At 64.1% G+C, this 17,491-nt stretch carries 14 protein-coding genes; 6 read left to right on the plus strand and 8 right to left on the minus strand.

What is annotated here, in order from left to right; all coding sequences use genetic code 11:
- Positions 1-26: 26 nt before the first annotated feature.
- Positions 27-938, minus strand: coding sequence for a DMT family transporter (locus OHL12_RS02070; protein ID WP_263412184.1), 912 nt, complete (start codon positions 936-938; stop codon positions 27-29).
- Between the two features lie 157 nt (positions 939-1,095).
- Between OHL12_RS02070 and OHL12_RS02075 the strand changes: the two genes are divergently transcribed.
- Positions 1,096-2,442: a hypothetical protein gene (locus OHL12_RS02075; protein ID WP_263412185.1), complete on the plus strand. Its 1,347-nt coding sequence runs from the start codon at positions 1,096-1,098 to the stop codon at positions 2,440-2,442.
- Positions 2,443-2,454: 12 nt separating this feature from the next.
- On the opposite strand, the gene mreD is transcribed toward OHL12_RS02075, so the two are convergent.
- The 3 genes from mreD to OHL12_RS02090 form a co-directional block, all read right to left on the minus strand.
- A complete protein-coding gene (mreD, locus tag OHL12_RS02080; protein ID WP_263412186.1) occupies positions 2,455-2,988 on the minus strand; it encodes a rod shape-determining protein MreD in 534 nt (177 codons plus the stop codon).
- Entirely contained in the window at positions 2,988-4,085 is a 1,098-nt protein-coding gene (gene mreC / locus OHL12_RS02085; RefSeq protein ID WP_263412187.1) for a rod shape-determining protein MreC, read from the minus strand. Before mreC ends, mreD begins: the two co-directional genes overlap by 1 nt.
- A gap of 86 nt (positions 4,086-4,171) precedes the next feature.
- Entirely contained in the window at positions 4,172-5,236 is a 1,065-nt protein-coding gene (locus OHL12_RS02090; protein ID WP_263415049.1) for a rod shape-determining protein, read from the minus strand.
- 215 nt (positions 5,237-5,451) lie between these two features.
- Between OHL12_RS02090 and ald the strand changes: the two genes are divergently transcribed.
- From ald to OHL12_RS02105, 3 genes are all read left to right on the plus strand, one after another.
- The gene (gene ald / locus OHL12_RS02095; protein WP_263412188.1) at positions 5,452-6,564 is read left to right on the plus strand and encodes an alanine dehydrogenase; all 1,113 of its coding nucleotides are present in this window, start codon (positions 5,452-5,454) and stop codon (positions 6,562-6,564) included.
- A 126-nt stretch (positions 6,565-6,690) separates the two neighbouring features.
- On the plus strand, positions 6,691-9,057 hold the full coding sequence (locus tag OHL12_RS02100; protein WP_263412189.1) for a sensor histidine kinase: 2,367 nt from the start codon (positions 6,691-6,693) through the stop codon (positions 9,055-9,057).
- Positions 9,054-10,448 carry a sigma-54-dependent transcriptional regulator gene (locus tag OHL12_RS02105; RefSeq protein WP_263412190.1) on the plus strand — a complete coding sequence of 465 codons (1,395 nt, stop codon included), beginning with the start codon at positions 9,054-9,056 and terminating at the stop codon, positions 10,446-10,448. The genes OHL12_RS02100 and OHL12_RS02105 overlap by 4 nt, the downstream gene beginning before the upstream one ends.
- A gap of 6 nt (positions 10,449-10,454) precedes the next feature.
- Here the strand turns inward: OHL12_RS02105 and era are convergent, their stop codons facing one another.
- The 4 genes from era to OHL12_RS02125 form a co-directional block, all read right to left on the minus strand.
- Entirely contained in the window at positions 10,455-11,519 is a 1,065-nt protein-coding gene (era, locus tag OHL12_RS02110; RefSeq protein ID WP_263412191.1) for a GTPase Era, read from the minus strand.
- A 39-nt stretch (positions 11,520-11,558) separates the two neighbouring features.
- A complete protein-coding gene (locus OHL12_RS02115) occupies positions 11,559-12,887 on the minus strand; it encodes a hemolysin family protein (protein WP_317889793.1) in 1,329 nt (442 codons plus the stop codon).
- Positions 12,887-13,486 (minus strand): rRNA maturation RNase YbeY, encoded by a 600-nt coding sequence (gene ybeY / locus OHL12_RS02120; RefSeq protein WP_263415051.1) that lies wholly within the window; start codon positions 13,484-13,486, stop codon positions 12,887-12,889. Before ybeY ends, OHL12_RS02115 begins: the two co-directional genes overlap by 1 nt.
- A gap of 131 nt (positions 13,487-13,617) precedes the next feature.
- Positions 13,618-14,658, minus strand: a complete 1,041-nt coding sequence (locus tag OHL12_RS02125; protein WP_263412192.1) for a PhoH family protein — start codon at positions 14,656-14,658, stop codon at positions 13,618-13,620.
- Positions 14,659-15,037: 379 nt separating this feature from the next.
- Here OHL12_RS02125 and rpsT point away from each other — a divergent pair, with 379 nt between their 5' ends.
- Positions 15,038-15,313, plus strand: coding sequence for a 30S ribosomal protein S20 (gene rpsT, locus OHL12_RS02130; protein WP_263412193.1), 276 nt, complete (start codon positions 15,038-15,040; stop codon positions 15,311-15,313).
- Positions 15,314-15,453: 140 nt separating this feature from the next.
- Positions 15,454-17,481 (plus strand): penicillin-binding protein 2, encoded by a 2,028-nt coding sequence (mrdA, locus tag OHL12_RS02135; protein WP_263412194.1) that lies wholly within the window; start codon positions 15,454-15,456, stop codon positions 17,479-17,481.
- Positions 17,482-17,491 lie beyond the last annotated feature (10 nt).

Below are 17,491 nucleotides of genomic sequence, written 5' to 3' on the forward strand. Positions count from 1 at the left end.
GGCCAATCGGCGCAGGCAAGGGAGGCTCATTCCACTATCAGGGCAGGCGTCTGCACCGTGGGTGTTGCATCGGCACCGCTGCTGTGGCGTGCGGTCAGCAGCGTCGCGAACCCCACGATCAGCCCGGCGCCAACCCACGCCGTCCAACCCATCCGCTCGCCGAAGACCCACACGCTCAGCGCCGATCCGATCATCGGCTCCAGGTTCAGCAACACGCCCGCCTGTGACGCCGGCACCCGAGTCATGCCCCAGTTCCACAGCAGCGTAGTCGCCGTAGTGCACAGCGCGCCGCTGCCCGCCAGGGCCAGCCAGGCATTCAGGCTCACGTGGTGCACCGGCGGCAATCCTGCGTAACTCACCACAATCACTAGCAGCATGGCCGTGCCCAGCAGCAGGCCATAGCTGCTTACCGCTGCCGGGCTATGCCGGTCCATCAGCCGACGATTCGTCAACACCCAGATCAGTGCCACCAGCATCGCCAGGATCACCAGGGCATCGCCCAGCACGGTCGCCTCGCCCTCCGTCGACGAGGAATGGCTCAACGCAATCAGGCCCGCACCCGCGCTCGAACCCGCCAACGCCAGCCAGCCCACGCGGTCCAGCCGCTCGCCCAGAAACATGGACGCGCCCACCGCCAGGATCACGGGCATTGTCCCCACCATCAGCGCCGCGTGGGCCAATGTAGTGTGCGCCAGGCCGTAGAACTCGACCAGGAACTGAATCGGAATGCCAAACAGAGCGCCCACGCTCAGGGTGACCCAGTCCCGGCCCGTAAACCGCGCCCGCTCCCGCGGCAGAAACGGCAGCACCGCTACCGCCGCAAACAGGAAGCGGTACAGCACCATGAACGGCACGGGCAGCTCTCGCAGCGCGATCTTGCCGAAAAAGAATCCCAGTCCCCACAAAAACGCGGCAGACCCGCAGGCCAGAAAGCCCATGCGAGGATCCCGTCGTACCATCCTTTGCTCGGTGTTCACTGCATTTCAGAGTACCGGTAGCGGCGTTCCATGACGCCATCATGGTCCTCCGTGACCGCTCCGGCCCTGTCCGCCGTTCGTTACCATAGGGGCAATGCGACTCCGGCTGCTTACGGTAATGGCAACGTTAGCGAGCCTGCCTGTGTGCTTCGCCGCCGGAGCTCGCGACGCCGTTCCTGATCTCGCTGTCATGGTGGGAGCGTCTGCACCGCGTCCTTCTCCGGCCACACCTGCGTATCGCATTCCGCTGGACACCCTCGGCTACCGTCCTGTCACCGCGGCCATGCTTCTGCGCGAAGGCTTCGCGCACAACACGCTCGACTTCATCGACAACGACAATGTCCTGCTCACCTTCGCCGCGCACAAACTGGTTCCACGCGAACAGGACGACCCCGAAGGCGACCAGGACCGCCTGATCGAAGCGATCGTCGTTCACCTGCCCGATGGCGCCGTGATCCGGCAGGCTGAGTGGCGCGTGCATGACCAGGCACGCTACCTGTGGCCTCTCACCCACGGCCGCTTCATGCTTCGCATTCGCAACGAACTTTTCTTTGTTGATCCCATGCGGCCGCACGCCACCATGCACCGCCACAGCATGCTCAAGCCAGACGGCGAGCTTGCCGCCATACAAGTCAGTCCGGACGGTGCGACCGTGCTCATCCAGACCACGCCCAAGCGCCACATCGGTGACGATCCGACTCAGCCGCTGGATCACCCGCCCGTGCAGGCGACCTTTTATCGCGTCTCCGACGACGACCATCCGCAACTTCTCGAATTTGCCAAGACTGAGATCAGCCGGCCAGTCGAGGTGCCCTTTACCTCGCGCGGTTTCCTCGACGTGGTCAAGGAAGATCGCCAGCACTGGGGGTTTGACTTCCACCCCTTCGCGGGCGGAAAGATCGAGTTGGCCGGCCTCACCTCGACCTGCCGGCCCGAGGCGCAGTGGGTCTCGGAATCCACCTTTGTCGCCACCGGCTGCCGCGGTATGGACGACCGCCGTCTCCTCTCCGGATTCGATATGCTCGCGCAGGCCAACTGGGTCTTCACCACCGACGACCCGCCGCTCTGGTCCGCGCTCAGCACTGCCTCCGGCGACTCGGGTCGATTCGCCTTCCGCAATGCACAGGAACCGAGCATCTCGACGCAGGACGAGGATCACCCCGCCGACCACCATACCCAGACGGTGCGCGTGTATGAGTTCCAGGGCGGAGTCGAGCTTCTTCGGGTGCCTGTCACGCCGGCCCAGCGCGCCGGCCTCAACTTCGATCTATCACCTGACGGACAGCACGTTGCCGTCCTGCAGGACCGCACGCTCGAGGTGTACAACCTGCCTCCGCTTAGCCCCGAAAACCGCCGAGAACAGGCGCGGGAACAGCAAGCGTTGGAGAAGATCGCGGTCCCGCACGCTGCCAAGGTGCGGATCGGCATAGCACCCACGGCAGACAAAGCGCCAGCCAAGCCCTAAGCTTCGCCCTTGCTATAGGCCGGTCTCGTCCGTCCTCAAGCGGTCCAGAACGAAAAACAGCGGAATCGCCACCGCGGTGTTCAGCCCGGCACGCAACACTTCGTGTCCCCACCGGCCGCTGTACTCCTGCACGCCCAGCATCACGCGCTCCAGCACAAACAGCATCGCCGACTGCGCCATCGACAGGCCAAACACCAGCAGGGCGCGCGTCAGCGAGTTCTCCACATCCACCTTCAGCCCGACCGACGAAGCCGCAAATCCCACCAGCGTCTTCGCAACCCCATTCACGCCGATGTACTGATTGCTTAGAGTGTCCTGCAGCAGTCCAACAAAGGCGCCCATGAACGTTCCGCCGATCGCACTGCGTTGCGACAGCGAAAAGAAGATGACCACCAGCAGTGGCAGATCTATCAGGGCGCTTGCTGGCACCAGCTTCGGCAGGTACGCCGCGATCAGCAGCGTTACCAGCGGCACGCCGATCAGCACCAGCCACGGAAAGTGGTGCTCCTCCAGCTCCCGCCGGGTGGTAAAGCGTCGAACCCGCACTACCGCCCTCCCGGCTGCAGATCCGCAGCGTTTGGCGCCGAGCCCGGCGAGTAGCGGTCCGGGTGCAGCGCCGGCTTAGCGCTCACGTGGCCCGCAGCTTTGGCCTGTGCCTCGGTCATGGGCGGCGCGTTCTTCTCATCCTGCGCGTTCTTCTTGTCGGCTTCTTTCAGTCCCGGCAGTCGCTCCGCCACGATCTCCGATGCGCGGCGGTTTGCATCGTCCCCGTCCGACGCCGCAGACGCCGCCAGTTGCTGCGCCACATCCGTGATCACCAGCACCTCTTCCAGGCGGTCCAGGTTTGCCGCTGTCTTCAGCGTGATGGTCGTGTACGGCTGGTGATCGGGATCCATCTGCACGGAATCCACAACACCCACATTCAGACCGCGCGGAAACACGCGGTCGCCGCCGCTGGTCACCACTGGCTCTCCTGGCTTGATCCGGTCGTCCGGCAACAGGGAAGTGATCCGCACCCTGCCGTTCGCCGAGCCGCGCAGCACGCCGCGGCTGCGCACGTTGGTCAGCAGCACGCCTGTTCCGCTGCTCACATCATTGATCAGCAGCAGTTGCGAGCTGTTCGGGTACACATCGCGCAGCTTGCCGACGATGCCGTCTGGCGTGATCACCGCCATGTCCGGTTGTAGGCCATCATTGCTGCCCTTGTTGAGGATCAGGATGCGCGAACGATCGCTGCCGCCGGTGCCGATCACCTGTGCCGCGACCGTCTTGCCCACATATTGTTCTTTGAATCCCAGCAGGCGCTGCAGCCGCTGTCCCTGCCGTGCGTCTTCCAGCATGCCCGCTTGCTGCAGCCGCAACTGATCGATCTGGTACTGCAGGTCGCGGTCATGCTGCCGCACGTGTCGCAGGTCCACATAGCCGTGCCACGCTTCGCGTACCGTGTGGCCCACGCGCCAGAAGCCTTTTTCCACGGGCACAATCGTCCACGCTTCCCATGCCCGCGCCAGCCGCACGTGGTGCCCGTCGGCACGTCCGCCGTAATCCGGCCGGTGCATCTGCGTGGCCAGCGCGATGAACTGCAGCAGCAGCACCGCGAACAGCGTAATCAGGCTCTTGTACCGCGCGAAAAAAGAGTCCACGTCCTGCCAGTGCCTCAGATAGGTGAGTCAGGAGTCCACGCCAAAACGCCGCTGACCTGCTGACCCGCTGACTCGCTGGTTCGCTTCTAATCGATGCTGATCTTGCGCAGGAGGCCGAAGTCCGAGAGCATGCGTCCCGTTCCAAGCACCACCGACGCCAGAGGATCGTCCGCGATCGAAACTGGCAGCCCCGTTTCCTCGCGGATGCGGCGATCCAGGTTCTTGATCAGTGCACCGCCGCCCGTCAGCACAATGCCACGGTCCGAGATGTCGGCCGAAAGCTCCGGCGGGGTCCGTTCCAGCGCTACGCGGATCGCGTTCATGATCGTCGCAATGCACTCGCTCAGCGCGTCGCGGATTTCCGAATCGTCGATCGTGATCGTCTTCGGCACGCCCTCGATGAGGTTGCGGCCCTTGATCTCCATCGTCAGAGGCTTGTCCAGCGGAAACGCCGAACCAATCTCAATCTTGATCTGCTCCGCCGTGCGCTCGCCGATCAGGAGGTTGTACTTGCGCTTCAGGTAGTTCATCACGGCTTCGTCCATCTGGTTGCCGGCCATGCGAACCGAGCGCGAGTACACAATGCCCGCCAGCGAGATAACCGCGATGTCCGTGGTTCCACCGCCGATGTCCACGACCATGTTGCCGCCGGCTTCAGTGATCGGCAGGCCGGCGCCAATGGCTGCGACCATCGCCTGCTCGACTAGATACACTTCACTCGCCTTGGCGCGGTAGGCCGAATCCTCGACGGCGCGCTTTTCCACCTGCGTGATCTCGCTCGGCACGCCGATAATGATCCGCGGATGCACCAGCATCTTGCGGTTGTGCGCCTTCTGGATGAAGTAGTTCAGCATCTTCTCCGTCTGCTTGAAGTCGGCGATTACGCCGTCCTTCATGGGACGGATGGCGACGATGTTGCCCGGCGTGCGGCCTACCATCTCCTTGGCCTCTTTGCCCACCGCCTCCACCTCTTTCGTCACGGTGTTGACCGCGATAATGGAGGGCTCATTCACCACCACGCCCTTGCCACTGGCAAACACGAGTGTGTTTGCCGTGCCCAGGTCGATGGCCAGGTCATTCGAAAAAATGGAAAAGAGAGAGCGCAGGCTGCGCGATCTGGAGTTGCGTCCCTTGTAGTCGTTCTGCGGCATTCTCTTGGGCTGATCCTGGATGGGGCGTTCCTTTGATTCTAGCCCCATGGAACACACCGCACCGTCCCTCGCCCAACTTGGCACTTCATCAGGCGGGACAGCCTTGCCGTCCTGCAGCGCGAAACTGCTGTTCCGGTGCGCCAAACGCGCTCGCTCTGCGGCAGCGCCTCTCCCCCGCGCCGCGCTACCATGAAGATCGAGGTTACGAATTACCAATGATTGTTGGCGTTCCCAAAGAGATCAAGGATCACGAGAGCCGGGTCGGCATCACTCCCGCGGGCGTGCGCGCCCTGACTGAGGCCGGTCACAAAGTGCTCGTTCAGACCGGCGCGGGCGACCTGTCCGCCTTTCCCGACGATGATTACCAGAGCGCCGGCGCTGAAATCGTCGGCACCGCCTTTGACACCTGGCGCCTCGCCGACATGGTCGTCAAGGTGAAAGAGCCCACCGAAAAGGAATACGGCTTCTTCCGCGACGGGCTCACCCTGTTCACCTACCTGCACCTGGCGCCGCTGCCCGCGCTGACCGACGCCCTGATGAACAAGGGCGTCACGGGCATCGCGTATGAAACCGTGCGCGACGCCGCCGGCACTCTGCCGCTGCTCACGCCCATGAGCGAGGTCGCCGGCCGCCTCAGCGTCCAGATGGGCGCTGCCTACCTGCAAAAGGAACACGGCGGACGAGGCGTCTTGCTGGGCGGCGTTCCCGGCACCCTGCCGGGCTCCGTCGTTATCCTTGGCGGCGGCATCGTCGGCACCAACGCGGCGAAGATGGCGCTCGGTCTTGGCGCGCGCGTCACCATGATCGACCTCAACCTGAACCGCCTTCGCGAGATCGACGACATCTTTTCCGGTCGCGTCCTCACCCTGGCGTCGAACAGCTATAACATCGCCAAAGCTGCCGAAGAAGCCGACCTGCTCGTCGGCGGTGTCCTCATCCCCGGCCACGCCGCGCCCAAGCTCGTTACTGCAGCCATGGTCAAGAACATGAAGAAGGGTGCCGTCATCGTGGACGTCGCCATCGACCAGGGCGGCTGCATCGAGACCGCGCATCCGACCACGCACTCCGATCCCTCCTATGTGGTCGACGGCGTTGTGCACTACTGCGTCACCAACATGCCCGCGGCGGTGCCGAACACCTCGACGCTGGCTCTGACCAACGCCACGTTCCCCTATGTTCTGCGCATCGCGAGCCAGGGCGCGGAGCAGGCAATCCGGAGTAATCCAGGCCTTGCAGAAGGCGTCAATACGTACAAGCAGAACTTGACCTACGCCGCCGTGGCAGAGTCACAGTCCCGCGACTGGAAGCCCGTCGCGGAGCTACTCTAAACCGCGAGACTGCGTACCGATCGATAGTGTCATCCTGAGCGGAGCGAAGGAGATGCTTTCTGCCCGCAGCAGCACCTCTGCTGCGGGCCTCCGCACCAGCCCATCGCACCCGGAGGCGACGGCACAGTGGAAAGCAGAAAGCAACGCGACATCATCCTGCTGGCCGTTGGCGCCACGGTCCTGTCGCTCCTCATCGCCGCGCTCAACGCCTTTCGCCTTCCGTTCCTGAACCCCTCCACCGCCGGCGAAATCCTCGCCTTCTCCACCGTCACGGTGGTCGCGTTTCTCCTGTTTCTCGTCTCGCTCGTTCTGCTTGTCCGCAACACGCTGCGCATCGCTGCGGAGGGCCGCAGCCGCGTCCTGGGTGCCCGCCTGCGCACCCGCATGGTCTGGGGCGCTCTGCTCATTTCGTTGCTGCCCATCACCGCCATGTTTGCCTTCAGCTATCAGCTCATGAACCGCGCCGTAGAGCGCTGGTTCTCGCAGCCGGCAGCAGCTCTTCGCGCGGAAAGCGCCAGCCTCGCGCAGAACCTCTCGCTCTACGTCACGGCGAACGCCCGCGCTGAGGCCGCCAGCATCGCCGTGGATTTCTCGAACGACGCCAAGGCAAAGGACAGTGCAAAGCTCTTCGCCGATGACCTCCAGTCGCACGAGGCCACGCTCCAGGGTGGCTTCGTCGTCCTGTACCAGGACGGCGTTCCCGCCACTCACTTCCGCACGCCCGTCAGCGACGACGCAACCGTCACGCTGGAGCAGGCTGAGGTAGCCTCCACCGCGGGAGCGCTGGACAGCCACGCTCGCGCGACGCCCCGCTCCGGCCCGTTGCGCACCGTGCTCTGGCAACTTGCGCAGGGTGGGGAAGACGGCATGCTCAGCATCAACGGCACCGACTACCTGGTCGGCTCCGCCTGGCACACGCCGCGCTCGCTCATCGTCGTCGCATTGCCGCTGCCGGCCGGTCTCAACGAGAGCATGCAGCGCCTGCGTCGCGACGGCAATCAGTACTGGATCCTCTTCCGCCAGCGCAAACAGATTCGCCTTACCTACATGCTGCTCATGCTCATGATCAGCACCCTCGCGCTCTTCTGCGCTTCATGGCTCGCGCTCCAGCTCTCTCGCCAGATCACGCGCCCGGTTGAGGCGCTTGCCGAAGCTATGACCGCGCTCGCCCACGGCGATTACGGCCGGCGCGTCGACGCCGCTACGACCGAGGAACTCGGGGAACTCGTCACGATTTACAACACCATGGCCGGCGAGCTGCAAAACAGCCGTCGCCTCGTCGAACGTTCGACCCAGCAGGTCGTCGACGCCAACGCCGCGCTCGAATACCGTCGCCGCGAGCTCGAGACGATGCTCCAAACGATCCCCAACGGCGTCGTCATGCTCGATCCCGAACGCCGCATCCGCCTCGCCAATCGCGCCTTCGGCGAAATGCTCGATCCGGGCGGCCAGCGCGTCTTCGTTGGCGAAACGCTGCGCGACGTCCTTCCTGCCGACAACATCGACCCCGTCGAGCGGCTTTTGCAGCGCTGCCATCGCATGAGCTCCGCCTCTGCCGAGATGGAGATGCGCGCACCATCGGGCACACTCAACATCGCCGTGACCGCAGCCCTGCTGGAACCCGGCGGCACATCCGAACGCACCGCCATCGGCTACGTCGTCGTTCTTGAAAACGCCACCGAGCTCCTCCGCGCGCAAAAGCAGTCCGCGTGGAAAGAAGTCGCGCGCCGGGTCGCGCACGAGATCAAGAATCCGCTCACGCCCATTTCGCTTTCTGCGGAACAGATTCGTCGCCACATCGGCCGCATCGCCGACCTGCTCGCTACCAACAATCTCGAGTCACCCTCAATCGCCACGATCCAGCGTTCGAGCGAGGTCATCAGCGGCTCCGTCGAAAGCATGCGCTCGCTGGTCGACCAATTCTCATCGCTTGCCGAGTTTCCTCACGCCCGCCCGCGCCCGGCCGACCTGAACACCATCGTGGACAACTCGCTCGCCATGTTCGCCGGCCGCCTTCACGGCATCTCCGTCATCAGCGATCTCAGCCCTTCACTCCCGCTTGTTCTCGCCGATCCCGAAGCCCTGAAACGTGCCCTGTCCAACCTGGTCGACAACGCGGCCGAGGCGATGAATCAAAGCCTGCTGCGCGAGATCCGCATCACCACCGCCTTGAGTCGAACGGCCGAACACATGGTCGAACTCATCGTGGCGGACACCGGCCCCGGTGTGACCGACGAGATGCGCGAGCGCCTCTTCCTGCCATACTTCTCCACCAAGCAGCGCGGCAGCGGCCTTGGCCTCACCATCGCGGCCAAAATCGTGGCTGACCACCAGGGCACGATTCGCGTCGAAAAGAACCAGCCCTCCGGCGCGCGGTTCGTCATCGAGCTTCCCATCGCGTCGCAGGGGATCGAAGCCTCAGCCGATCCCGCATCGTCCCAGGTTGCCGAAGCTTCCTTCCCTGCATCCACCACCGACGAGGTACACGCATGAAGCACGTCCTCGTTGTGGACGACGAAGCCGACATCCGCTCGCTGCTGGAAGAGATCCTGCGCGACGAGGGCTACATCGTCACCACCAGCGGCTCCGCGGTCGAGGCGATGGAACTCATCCGCGACGCCGAGTACGACGCCGTCCTGCTCGACATATGGCTGCCGGATGGCGACGGCCTCGATGTCCTCGGCAAGGTGCGCGACCTGAACCTGCCATCGCCTCCGGAGATCATCATGATCTCCGGCCACGGCACCATCGAATCCGCCGTGCGCGCTACCAAGCTCGGCGCCTACGACTTCCTCGAAAAGCCCCTCTCGCTGGAACGCACGCTGCTCATGCTCAAGAACGCGATCGAGGCGCGACAGCTTCGCCGCGACAACCGCGAACTGCAGCAGCAGCTCGCGCAAACCGCATACGTCACCGGCGAGAGCGTTCCCATGAAGGCGCTGCGTCAGCAGATTCGCCTCATGGCACCCACCAACGGCCGGGTGCTCATCTTCGGCGAATCCGGCACCGGCAAAGAGCGCATCGCCCGCACCATGCACGCGCAGAGCCAGCGCGCCGACCGCGTCTTCGTCGAACTAAATTGTGCAGCCATCCCGGAAAACCACATCGAAAGCGAGCTCTTCGGCCATCGCCACGGGGCTGTGGACGGCGGCGCCCACGAGAAGCGCGGTACCTTCGAACGCGCTGACGGCGGCACACTCTTTCTCGACGAAGTCGGCGACATGAGCCTGAAGACGCAGGCCAAGGTGCTGCGCGCTCTGGACGAGCAGCGTTTCTACCCCGTCGGCGCGCATAATCCCGTCCACGTGGACGTGCGCGTCATCGCCGCAACCAACAAGAACCTGGACGACGAGATCGCCCGCGGCAACTTTCGCGAAGACCTCTTCTACCGCCTCAACGTCATCCCGTTCTACGTTCCGCCGCTGCGCGACCGCATCGAAGATCTCCCGCTCCTCGCCCATGAGTTCCTGCAGGAGTTCGGCCGCCAATACGGCCGGCCGCGTGTCGAGATCGCGTCCGATGCCGTCGCAGCCCTGCAGAACTATCGCTGGCCCGGCAACGTTCGCGAGCTGCGCAACGTGATCGAGCGCGTGCTCATCCTGAATCCCAAAGCCAATCGGATCGAGCGCAAACACCTGCCCACGCTGGCTCATCGCGAACTCCGCACCGACGGCGTGCCCGCGGCAGACGGCTCACGCGGCAGCAGTCTCGCGGAGGGCTCGCGCACGCTGGTCGAAGCCCGCGAAGCCTACGAGCGCGATTACATCCTGAAAAAGCTCGACGACTGCCACGGCAACGTCAGCCGCGCCGCGGAAGCACTCGGCCTGGAACGCTCGCACCTCTACCGCAAGATGAAAGCTCTCGGCGTGCCCATCCGGGAGTAGCTGGACCTATTCGTCGTCCCGCTTCGCCTGCTGCTCGCCCAAGGCCTCCAACTGCCGGCGCCAGTCCAGCTCTTCCACAAAGCCGCGCGACGACCGCCAGTCCTCGCGCACCTTCACGAAAAGCTCAAGGAACACGCGCGTACCCAGCAAACCTTCCAGCTCCTTGCGTGCCGCCGTGCCAATCTGCTTCAGCATGGTGCCGCCCTTGCCGATCAGGATCGCCTTCTGCCCAGATCGCTCCACAAAGATCGCCGCCGCAATCTTCGTCAGCGGCAGCTTCGGCTCCTCACCCTTCTTCGGCTTCTTCACCGGCCCGGGTTCTTCCCACCGCTCGATCACCACGGCCGAGGCGTAGGGAACCTCCTCGCCCGTGTACAGCAGAATCTTTTCCCGAATCAGCTCGGCCGCCAGGAACCGCTCCGGCTGGTCCGTCAACTGGTCGGCAGGGAAGTAGCGATCGCTTTCCGGCAGCAACGCCACAATCGCGCTCAGCAGCTCCTCCAGCCCATCGCGCTTCTTCGCACTGATCAGCATCACCTGCGCAAAGTTGTGCTTCGTCGACCAGTGCTGAATCAGCGGCAGCAGTTTTTCGCGCTCGATCAGGTCCACCTTGTTCAAGACCAGGATCACCGGCGCGTCCACGTTGCGCAGCAGACTCAGCGCAAACGCATCTTCTTCGGCGCTCAACGCCTTGCGATCATCTTTGTCCACGCGCCCCGCGGCGGGATCGTGCAGGCGATGCGTCGCGTCAACCAGGAACAGCACGGCATCGCGCGACTCCAGCGCGTCGTGGACCTCCTGCATCATTCGCTTGTCCAGTTGCGTGCTCGGCTTGTGAACGCCGGGCGTGTCCACCAGGACCACCTGCGCCGGCGGCTGCGCGGGCCGCGATCGCAGCTTTGGCCGCTCCGGCACCTCCAGCACGCCCAGGATGCGGTTGCGCGTGGTCTGCGCCTTGTGCGTCACAATCGCCACTTTTTCGCCCACCAGCGCGTTCAGCAGCGTCGATTTGCCCGCGTTCGGCCGGCCGATGATTGAGACAAATCCAGAGCGAAAGGGAAGAGAAGCCATGCTCTGTTCAGTCTACGTGGCCGGCATGGCGGCAGCAGCCTACTCTCGCCCGCGTTGCGGCGCCTCGGCCGGCTTCACCAGCAGTCGCACCCGCGTCACCAGACGCGCCGTGGATGCCAGCACCTCCAGCCGCAGGCCGTTCGCCTCTACCACCTCACCCGGCAGCGGGATGTGGCCCGCAAGCTCTGACACTAAGCCGCCCACGGTTGTCGACTCCAGGTCATCCGGCAACAGGCGGTACCGAACGCGGCTCTCGCCGTCCTGCTCGTTCTCCTCCACCTGCTCCTCGTACGCCTGCAGCAGGTCGCGCAAGTCGCTCATGTCCAGGTTGCCGGGCAGCACCCACACACCGTCTCCCTCAGCCTGAATCTCCTGGTGCGGAACGGCTGGCTCGTCGTGTTCGTCCTCAATGTTGCCGACGATCGCTTCCAGCAGGTCTTCAATCGTCACCAGACCCGCCACCGCGCCGTACTCGTCAATGACGATGCGCATATGCTGCTTCTCGTTCTGCATCTCGCGCAGCAGCTCGTTCACGCGCTTCGGCTCCGGCGTAAACGCCGCCGGCCGCTGCATCTCGCGCACGGTGCGCTTCGCCGCGTCCTCGTCTGTCACGCTCAGCAGGTCATGCGCGAAGGCGATGCCCGTGATGTTGTCCAGCGAGCCGTGGTACACCGGCACACGGGAGAACGCGCTCTCCACTAATTGCTCGGTGAACTCCGCCAAGGTCGTCGTGTCTGGAATCGCGAACACCTCCGGTCGCGGTGTCATCACCTCGCGCACGACCATGTCGCCAAACTCCACCACGCTGCGCACCAGCGCGCGGTCGCTTTCCTCCAGAATGCCCTCTTCCTCGCCCGCCTCCAGCAGCGCATCCACGCCTTCACCGGTCGACGGAACCTCTTCCGCGTCCTCGTGTTCTGCCAACTGCGCAATGCCCAGCAGCAGTCCGACCAGCAGCGTCAGCGGCAGCACCACGTAAAACAGCACCTGGTATGCCCAGCGCACCCGGCGCACCCAGTTGCCGCGCGTTCGCAAGAAGATCAGTTGCGGCACCAGCCGGTCAAACACCACAACCACCAGCGCCAGCTCCAGCAATTGCACCACGTACCGCAGCACGCCCGGCTCCCGCGAGTGCCTCCCCAGCAACAATCCCAGCGCGGCCACCGACGTCAGCCGCAGAACCGTGGCCGAAAGCGCCAGGGAATCCCGCGACAGTCCGAAGCGCGGCTCGATCAACTCGACCCAGGAGTCCAGGTTGTCTTGGTACGCGCGCGCCAGGAACTTGCCCATTTCCGAGTACACGCGGTCGGCGTACGCACTCAGCACCAAGGCCGCAAACAGCAGCAGCGTTACCAACGCGAGCATCATCACACGCGTTCCTTTCCAGCGCCGCGCCGCGTTCCTTTTGTCGCCGCCTGCTTCGCCGATCTCTGCTTCACGGCAACGCTCTTCGCTCGGACGAGCTGTACGTTCTTCACCGCACCGTCACCCGCTGCGTTCGCATCCTCGCTGACGCGCTCGATCAACCCACCTGGCAACTTCAGCTTCAAGCGCAACTGGCTCTCCAGGGCGCGCATCTCGCCCTCGTCTGCCTCATGGTCATAGCCGGCCAAGTGCAGCACCCCGTGCAGCGTCAGCACCCGCAGCTCGTCTTCCAGGGAATGCCCGTGCTCCGCCGCCTGCCGCGCGGCTGTCTCCACAGAGATCGCCAGATCGCCCGCCATGCTCTCATCGCCGAGATCCTGACCGTTCTCCGCCGCCGGGAATGACAACACGTCTGTCGCCTTGTTCTTGCCGCGAAACGCCTTGTTCAGCGCCTTGAGCCGGGCATCGTCCGCCAGCAAGAGGTTCACTTCGCCGGGCAACTGCACCGCGCGCTGCGCTGTCTTCAGGAACCGCGCAAGCACCGCCTTGCGCAGCGTCCGAAACAGGTCTTCGCTCCGCCCGCCATCCGGCTCTTCGATCACGATCAAGCGAGCTTCTCGCTTCGGTAGGGGTCGTCCTTCATCCTGCTTTGGATGCTACCCGAACGTCCCCCGAGCGTTGAAAGGCCCTGCCGAAACCGGCAGGGCCCCACATTTCAGTTTGGCAACGAGACCTATTGCATCGTCTTCGTTCCCGGAGCAACCTCCACCGGCGCATCCACCCCGTCGGTCAGCGTCAACTGCATCTGCTGCTCGCGCGCATGCGTGTCGTACGCCTTGACGATGCGCTGCACCAGGCTGTGCCGCACCACGTCGTTGTCTTCAAAGTGCGTGAAGCGAACGCCTTCCACATCGGCCAGCACCCGCAGCGCGTCCAGCAAACCGCTCCGCTTCGGGTTGGGCAGGTCGATCTGCGTCAGATCACCCGTGATCACAGCCTTCGAGTTCATGCCCAGGCGCGTCACAAACATCTTCATCTGCTCGATGGTCGTGTTCTGTGCCTCGTCCATGATGATGAAGGCGTCGCTCAGCGTCCGGCCGCGCATGAAGGCCAGGGGCGCGATCTCGATGATGCCTTTTTCCAGCAGCTTGTCGACGCGCTCCTTATCCAGCAGGTCGTACAACGCGTCGTACAGCGGCCGCAGGTAGGGATCAACCTTTTCCTGCAGCGATCCCGGCAGGAACCCGAGCCGCTCGCCCGCCTCCACCGCGGGCCGCACCAGGATGATGCGGCTGACCTTCTTCGCCATCAGCGCGCTCGCCGCCATCGCTACCGCCAGGTACGTCTTGCCCGTACCCGCCGGTCCGATGCCAAACGTCATGTCTGCCGCTTCGATGTTCTCTACGTACTTGCGCTGATTGGTCGACCGCGGATTCACCATCCGCTTGATGCCGGTCGCCGTGCGCTGGCGCCCGGAATCGACCAGTTGCCGCAACGTCACATTCGGGTCCGTGACGGCCAGCTTGATAAGCGCATGCAGTTCCGGCCCAGCCAGATGCACGCCCGAGCGCCGCAACGCCTCAAAATCCGCCACAATCCGCTCAACTCGGTTCACCGCTTCCGGCTCGCCGCTTACTTCCAACGCATGGGATCGCAGATCGATTGCGACGCCCAGCGCCTGCTCCATCAGGAAAAGGTTCTCATCGCGCGCTCCAAACAGGGCTTCAGTATTGGGCGAGATCTCCAGCGAGCTCTTCACGGACGTAGATACCAATGCGGGCTATGCCTCCGGACAACGGGGTTGGCGTACAAGGATTGGATGGGAGAAGGAGAGACTTCGGCTCACCCCGTGGCGCAACCTGGTGCACAGAGACTGTGTCAGGTGTGTGGAACCCACGGGATTGGCGCGCATCACCAAATCGGCTCGAAGTTGGGCAAAGCATAGCGCCGGGTATCGGGGGCGTCAAGCAGGTTCTGCATGAATCTTTGTGCAAAAAGCGTCCAGCCTAGTGCCCTCCGCACCGACAGCCTGTGATTGCGTCGGCTGTGAATTTCGCGTACATTGGAAGGGTTGCGTGCTACGCGGCAGCGATCTGCTGTGTGCCCGCCCAAGACATTCGCCCGCGCGCCGGGCACCCAGAGAAAAGAGAACCATGGCAAACCACGTATCGTCCCTGAAGCGCGCCAAGCAGACGCTGGCCAAGACCGCCGTCAACCGCTCCAACCGTTCCAAGCTGCGTGGCAGCCTGCGCCTCCTGCGCGAAGCGCTCGTCAAGGGCGACGCCAACGCCGCCAAGGAGCAGTACCGCTCCACCGTCTCCATCCTCGACAAGGCGGTCCAGAAGGGCGTGCTGCACGATAACACCGCGTCACGCTACAAGAGCCGTCTCAACGCCCGCCTGAAGGCGCTGGCGACCAAGGCCGCCTAAGCGTTCTCGATCTACTGGAGCGGCACGGACCTGGTCCGTGCCGCTTTCTTTGTCCGCACGTTCATTGAAGGTGCCCGGGCGCTCACCGCATCCGTTTTGGCGCGCCACATTCGATCGACTGCCATCTACACTAGCCACACGTGCTGCCCACCGAACAAATCCCAGCCACCATCGGTACGCGCGAAGAGAAGATCTCGCCCGTCAAGCTGGCGGCTGTTCAGTACGTCATCGCGACCATCATCCTTGTCCTGCTCGCCGGCCTCTGGCGTCTGCAGGTGCTCAATGCCAGCGACTTCCGCATGCTGGCCGAGGCCAACCGCATCCGCAAGGTTCCCATCCTTGCGCCGCGCGGCAAGCTGCTCGACCGCGAAGGCCGCCTCATCGTCGACAACTACTCGTCGGTCGCCTGCTACCTGCTCCGCGAGCAAATGCACGACGCCGATGCCGAGATCCGCATGATTGCGGACGGCCTTCACCTGACGCCCGACCAGGTGCAGGACACCATCCGCCACTACCAGTACGCCCCCAAGTACCAGCCCATCCCGCTCAAGGCCGACATCTCGCCCGACGAGCAGGCCTTCATTGAAGCGCATCGTAACGAGCTGCCCGAGCTCGAACTTCTGGAGGAACAGCGCCGGCTGTACCCGCGCCACGGCTTCGCCGCCCATCTGATCGGCTATGTCGGCGAAATCTCGGAGCAGGACCTGAACAACCCGAAGTACGCCTTCTACGAACCGGGCGATGTGGTGGGCAAATCAGGAGTTGAGCAGGCCTACGACTCGCTCTTGCGCGGCGAAGACGGCTCCCGCGACCTGATCGTGAACAGCCATGGCCGCGAGATCGGCAAGCTGGGCGAAGAGCTCGCCAAGCCCGGTCAGGACCTGCGCCTGACCATCGATCTCGACCTGCAGACTGCCGCCGAGAAGGCGATGGAAGGCAAGAACGGCGCCCTCGTCGCCATCGATCCGCACACCGGCGAGGTGCTCGCCATGGTTTCGAGGCCGGTCTTCGATCCAAACCAGTTTGCCGTGCGCCTCACTCGCACCTACTGGAACAGCATCCTGACGGACCCCGAGCACCCCTTGCTCAACAAAGCGATTCAGGCCCAGGTCGCGCCCGGCTCCACCTTCAAGATCATCATGAGTGTCGCCGGCCTGGAGCAGGGCATCGCTCAAACGCAACACGTCGTTTGCTCCGGCGGTGCCGAGTTTTACGGCCACTACTACCATTGTGACGCGCACCACGGGAACGTGAGCATCGACAACGCCATCCCGCAGTCGTGCGATGTGTTCTATTACGTCTTGGCCCAGCGCCTCGGCATCGACACCATCGCGCGGTACGCCACCGCGTTCGGCCTTGGGCAGAAGACCGGCATCGACCTGCCGGAAGAGGCCGCCGGCACCATGCCCAGCTCTCAGTGGAAGATGAAGAACTTCCACCAGCAGTGGTTCGCCGGCGAGACCATCTCCGTCGGCATCGGCCAGGGCGCCATCGCAGCTACGCCGCTGCAAATGGTGCGCGCTCTCAGCGGCATCGCCTCGGGTGGAGCCCTGAAACGCCCGCACATCGTCTTCCCGCAGGAGATTCCGGAGGATCAGCGATCAGCCTTCGCCGAAAGCTTTCCGGGCAGTGGCGACAAAAACGTGCCGATCCAGTCCGCCGTGTGGCAGACCGTCACGGAAGGCATGTCCGCGGTGACCACCTACGGCACCGCCGCCAGCGTGCACCTGGACGGCATCGACTTCGCCGGCAAGACCGGTACTGCCCAGGTCATGAGTCATGACGCGTCCGCGCGCAACGGCGGCGGCAAGAAGACCCAGCCGAACTCGTGGTTCGTTGGCATCTCGCCGCGTCGCAACCCGGATATCGCCGTTGCTGTCCTTTGGGAGAACGGCAACTGGGGCTGGCACGCCGGCTCAGTCGCCGCACAGGTGATCAACGCCTTCGTTGAAAAGCAGCGTTCGCACAGCAAGAACCTCCTGATCGCACAGGCGCCCGCTCCGGCTCCGGCCGCGCAGGGGAGCGACGCCGACAAGCAGGACGACGGTGGGCAGAAGAACGGAGACACCGACGGCAACAAGAACGAGAAGGAGCCAACCGCCTCCGCAGAAGCGCCTGCAGCGAAACCGGTGCATGTAAAAGCAAGTGCCGGCGGTGCAGGAACTTAGACGAAATATC

Origin of the sequence: Terriglobus aquaticus, from assembly GCF_025685415.1 — a bacterium.
GTDB classification, from domain to species: Bacteria; Acidobacteriota; Terriglobia; order Terriglobales; family Acidobacteriaceae; genus Terriglobus; species Terriglobus aquaticus.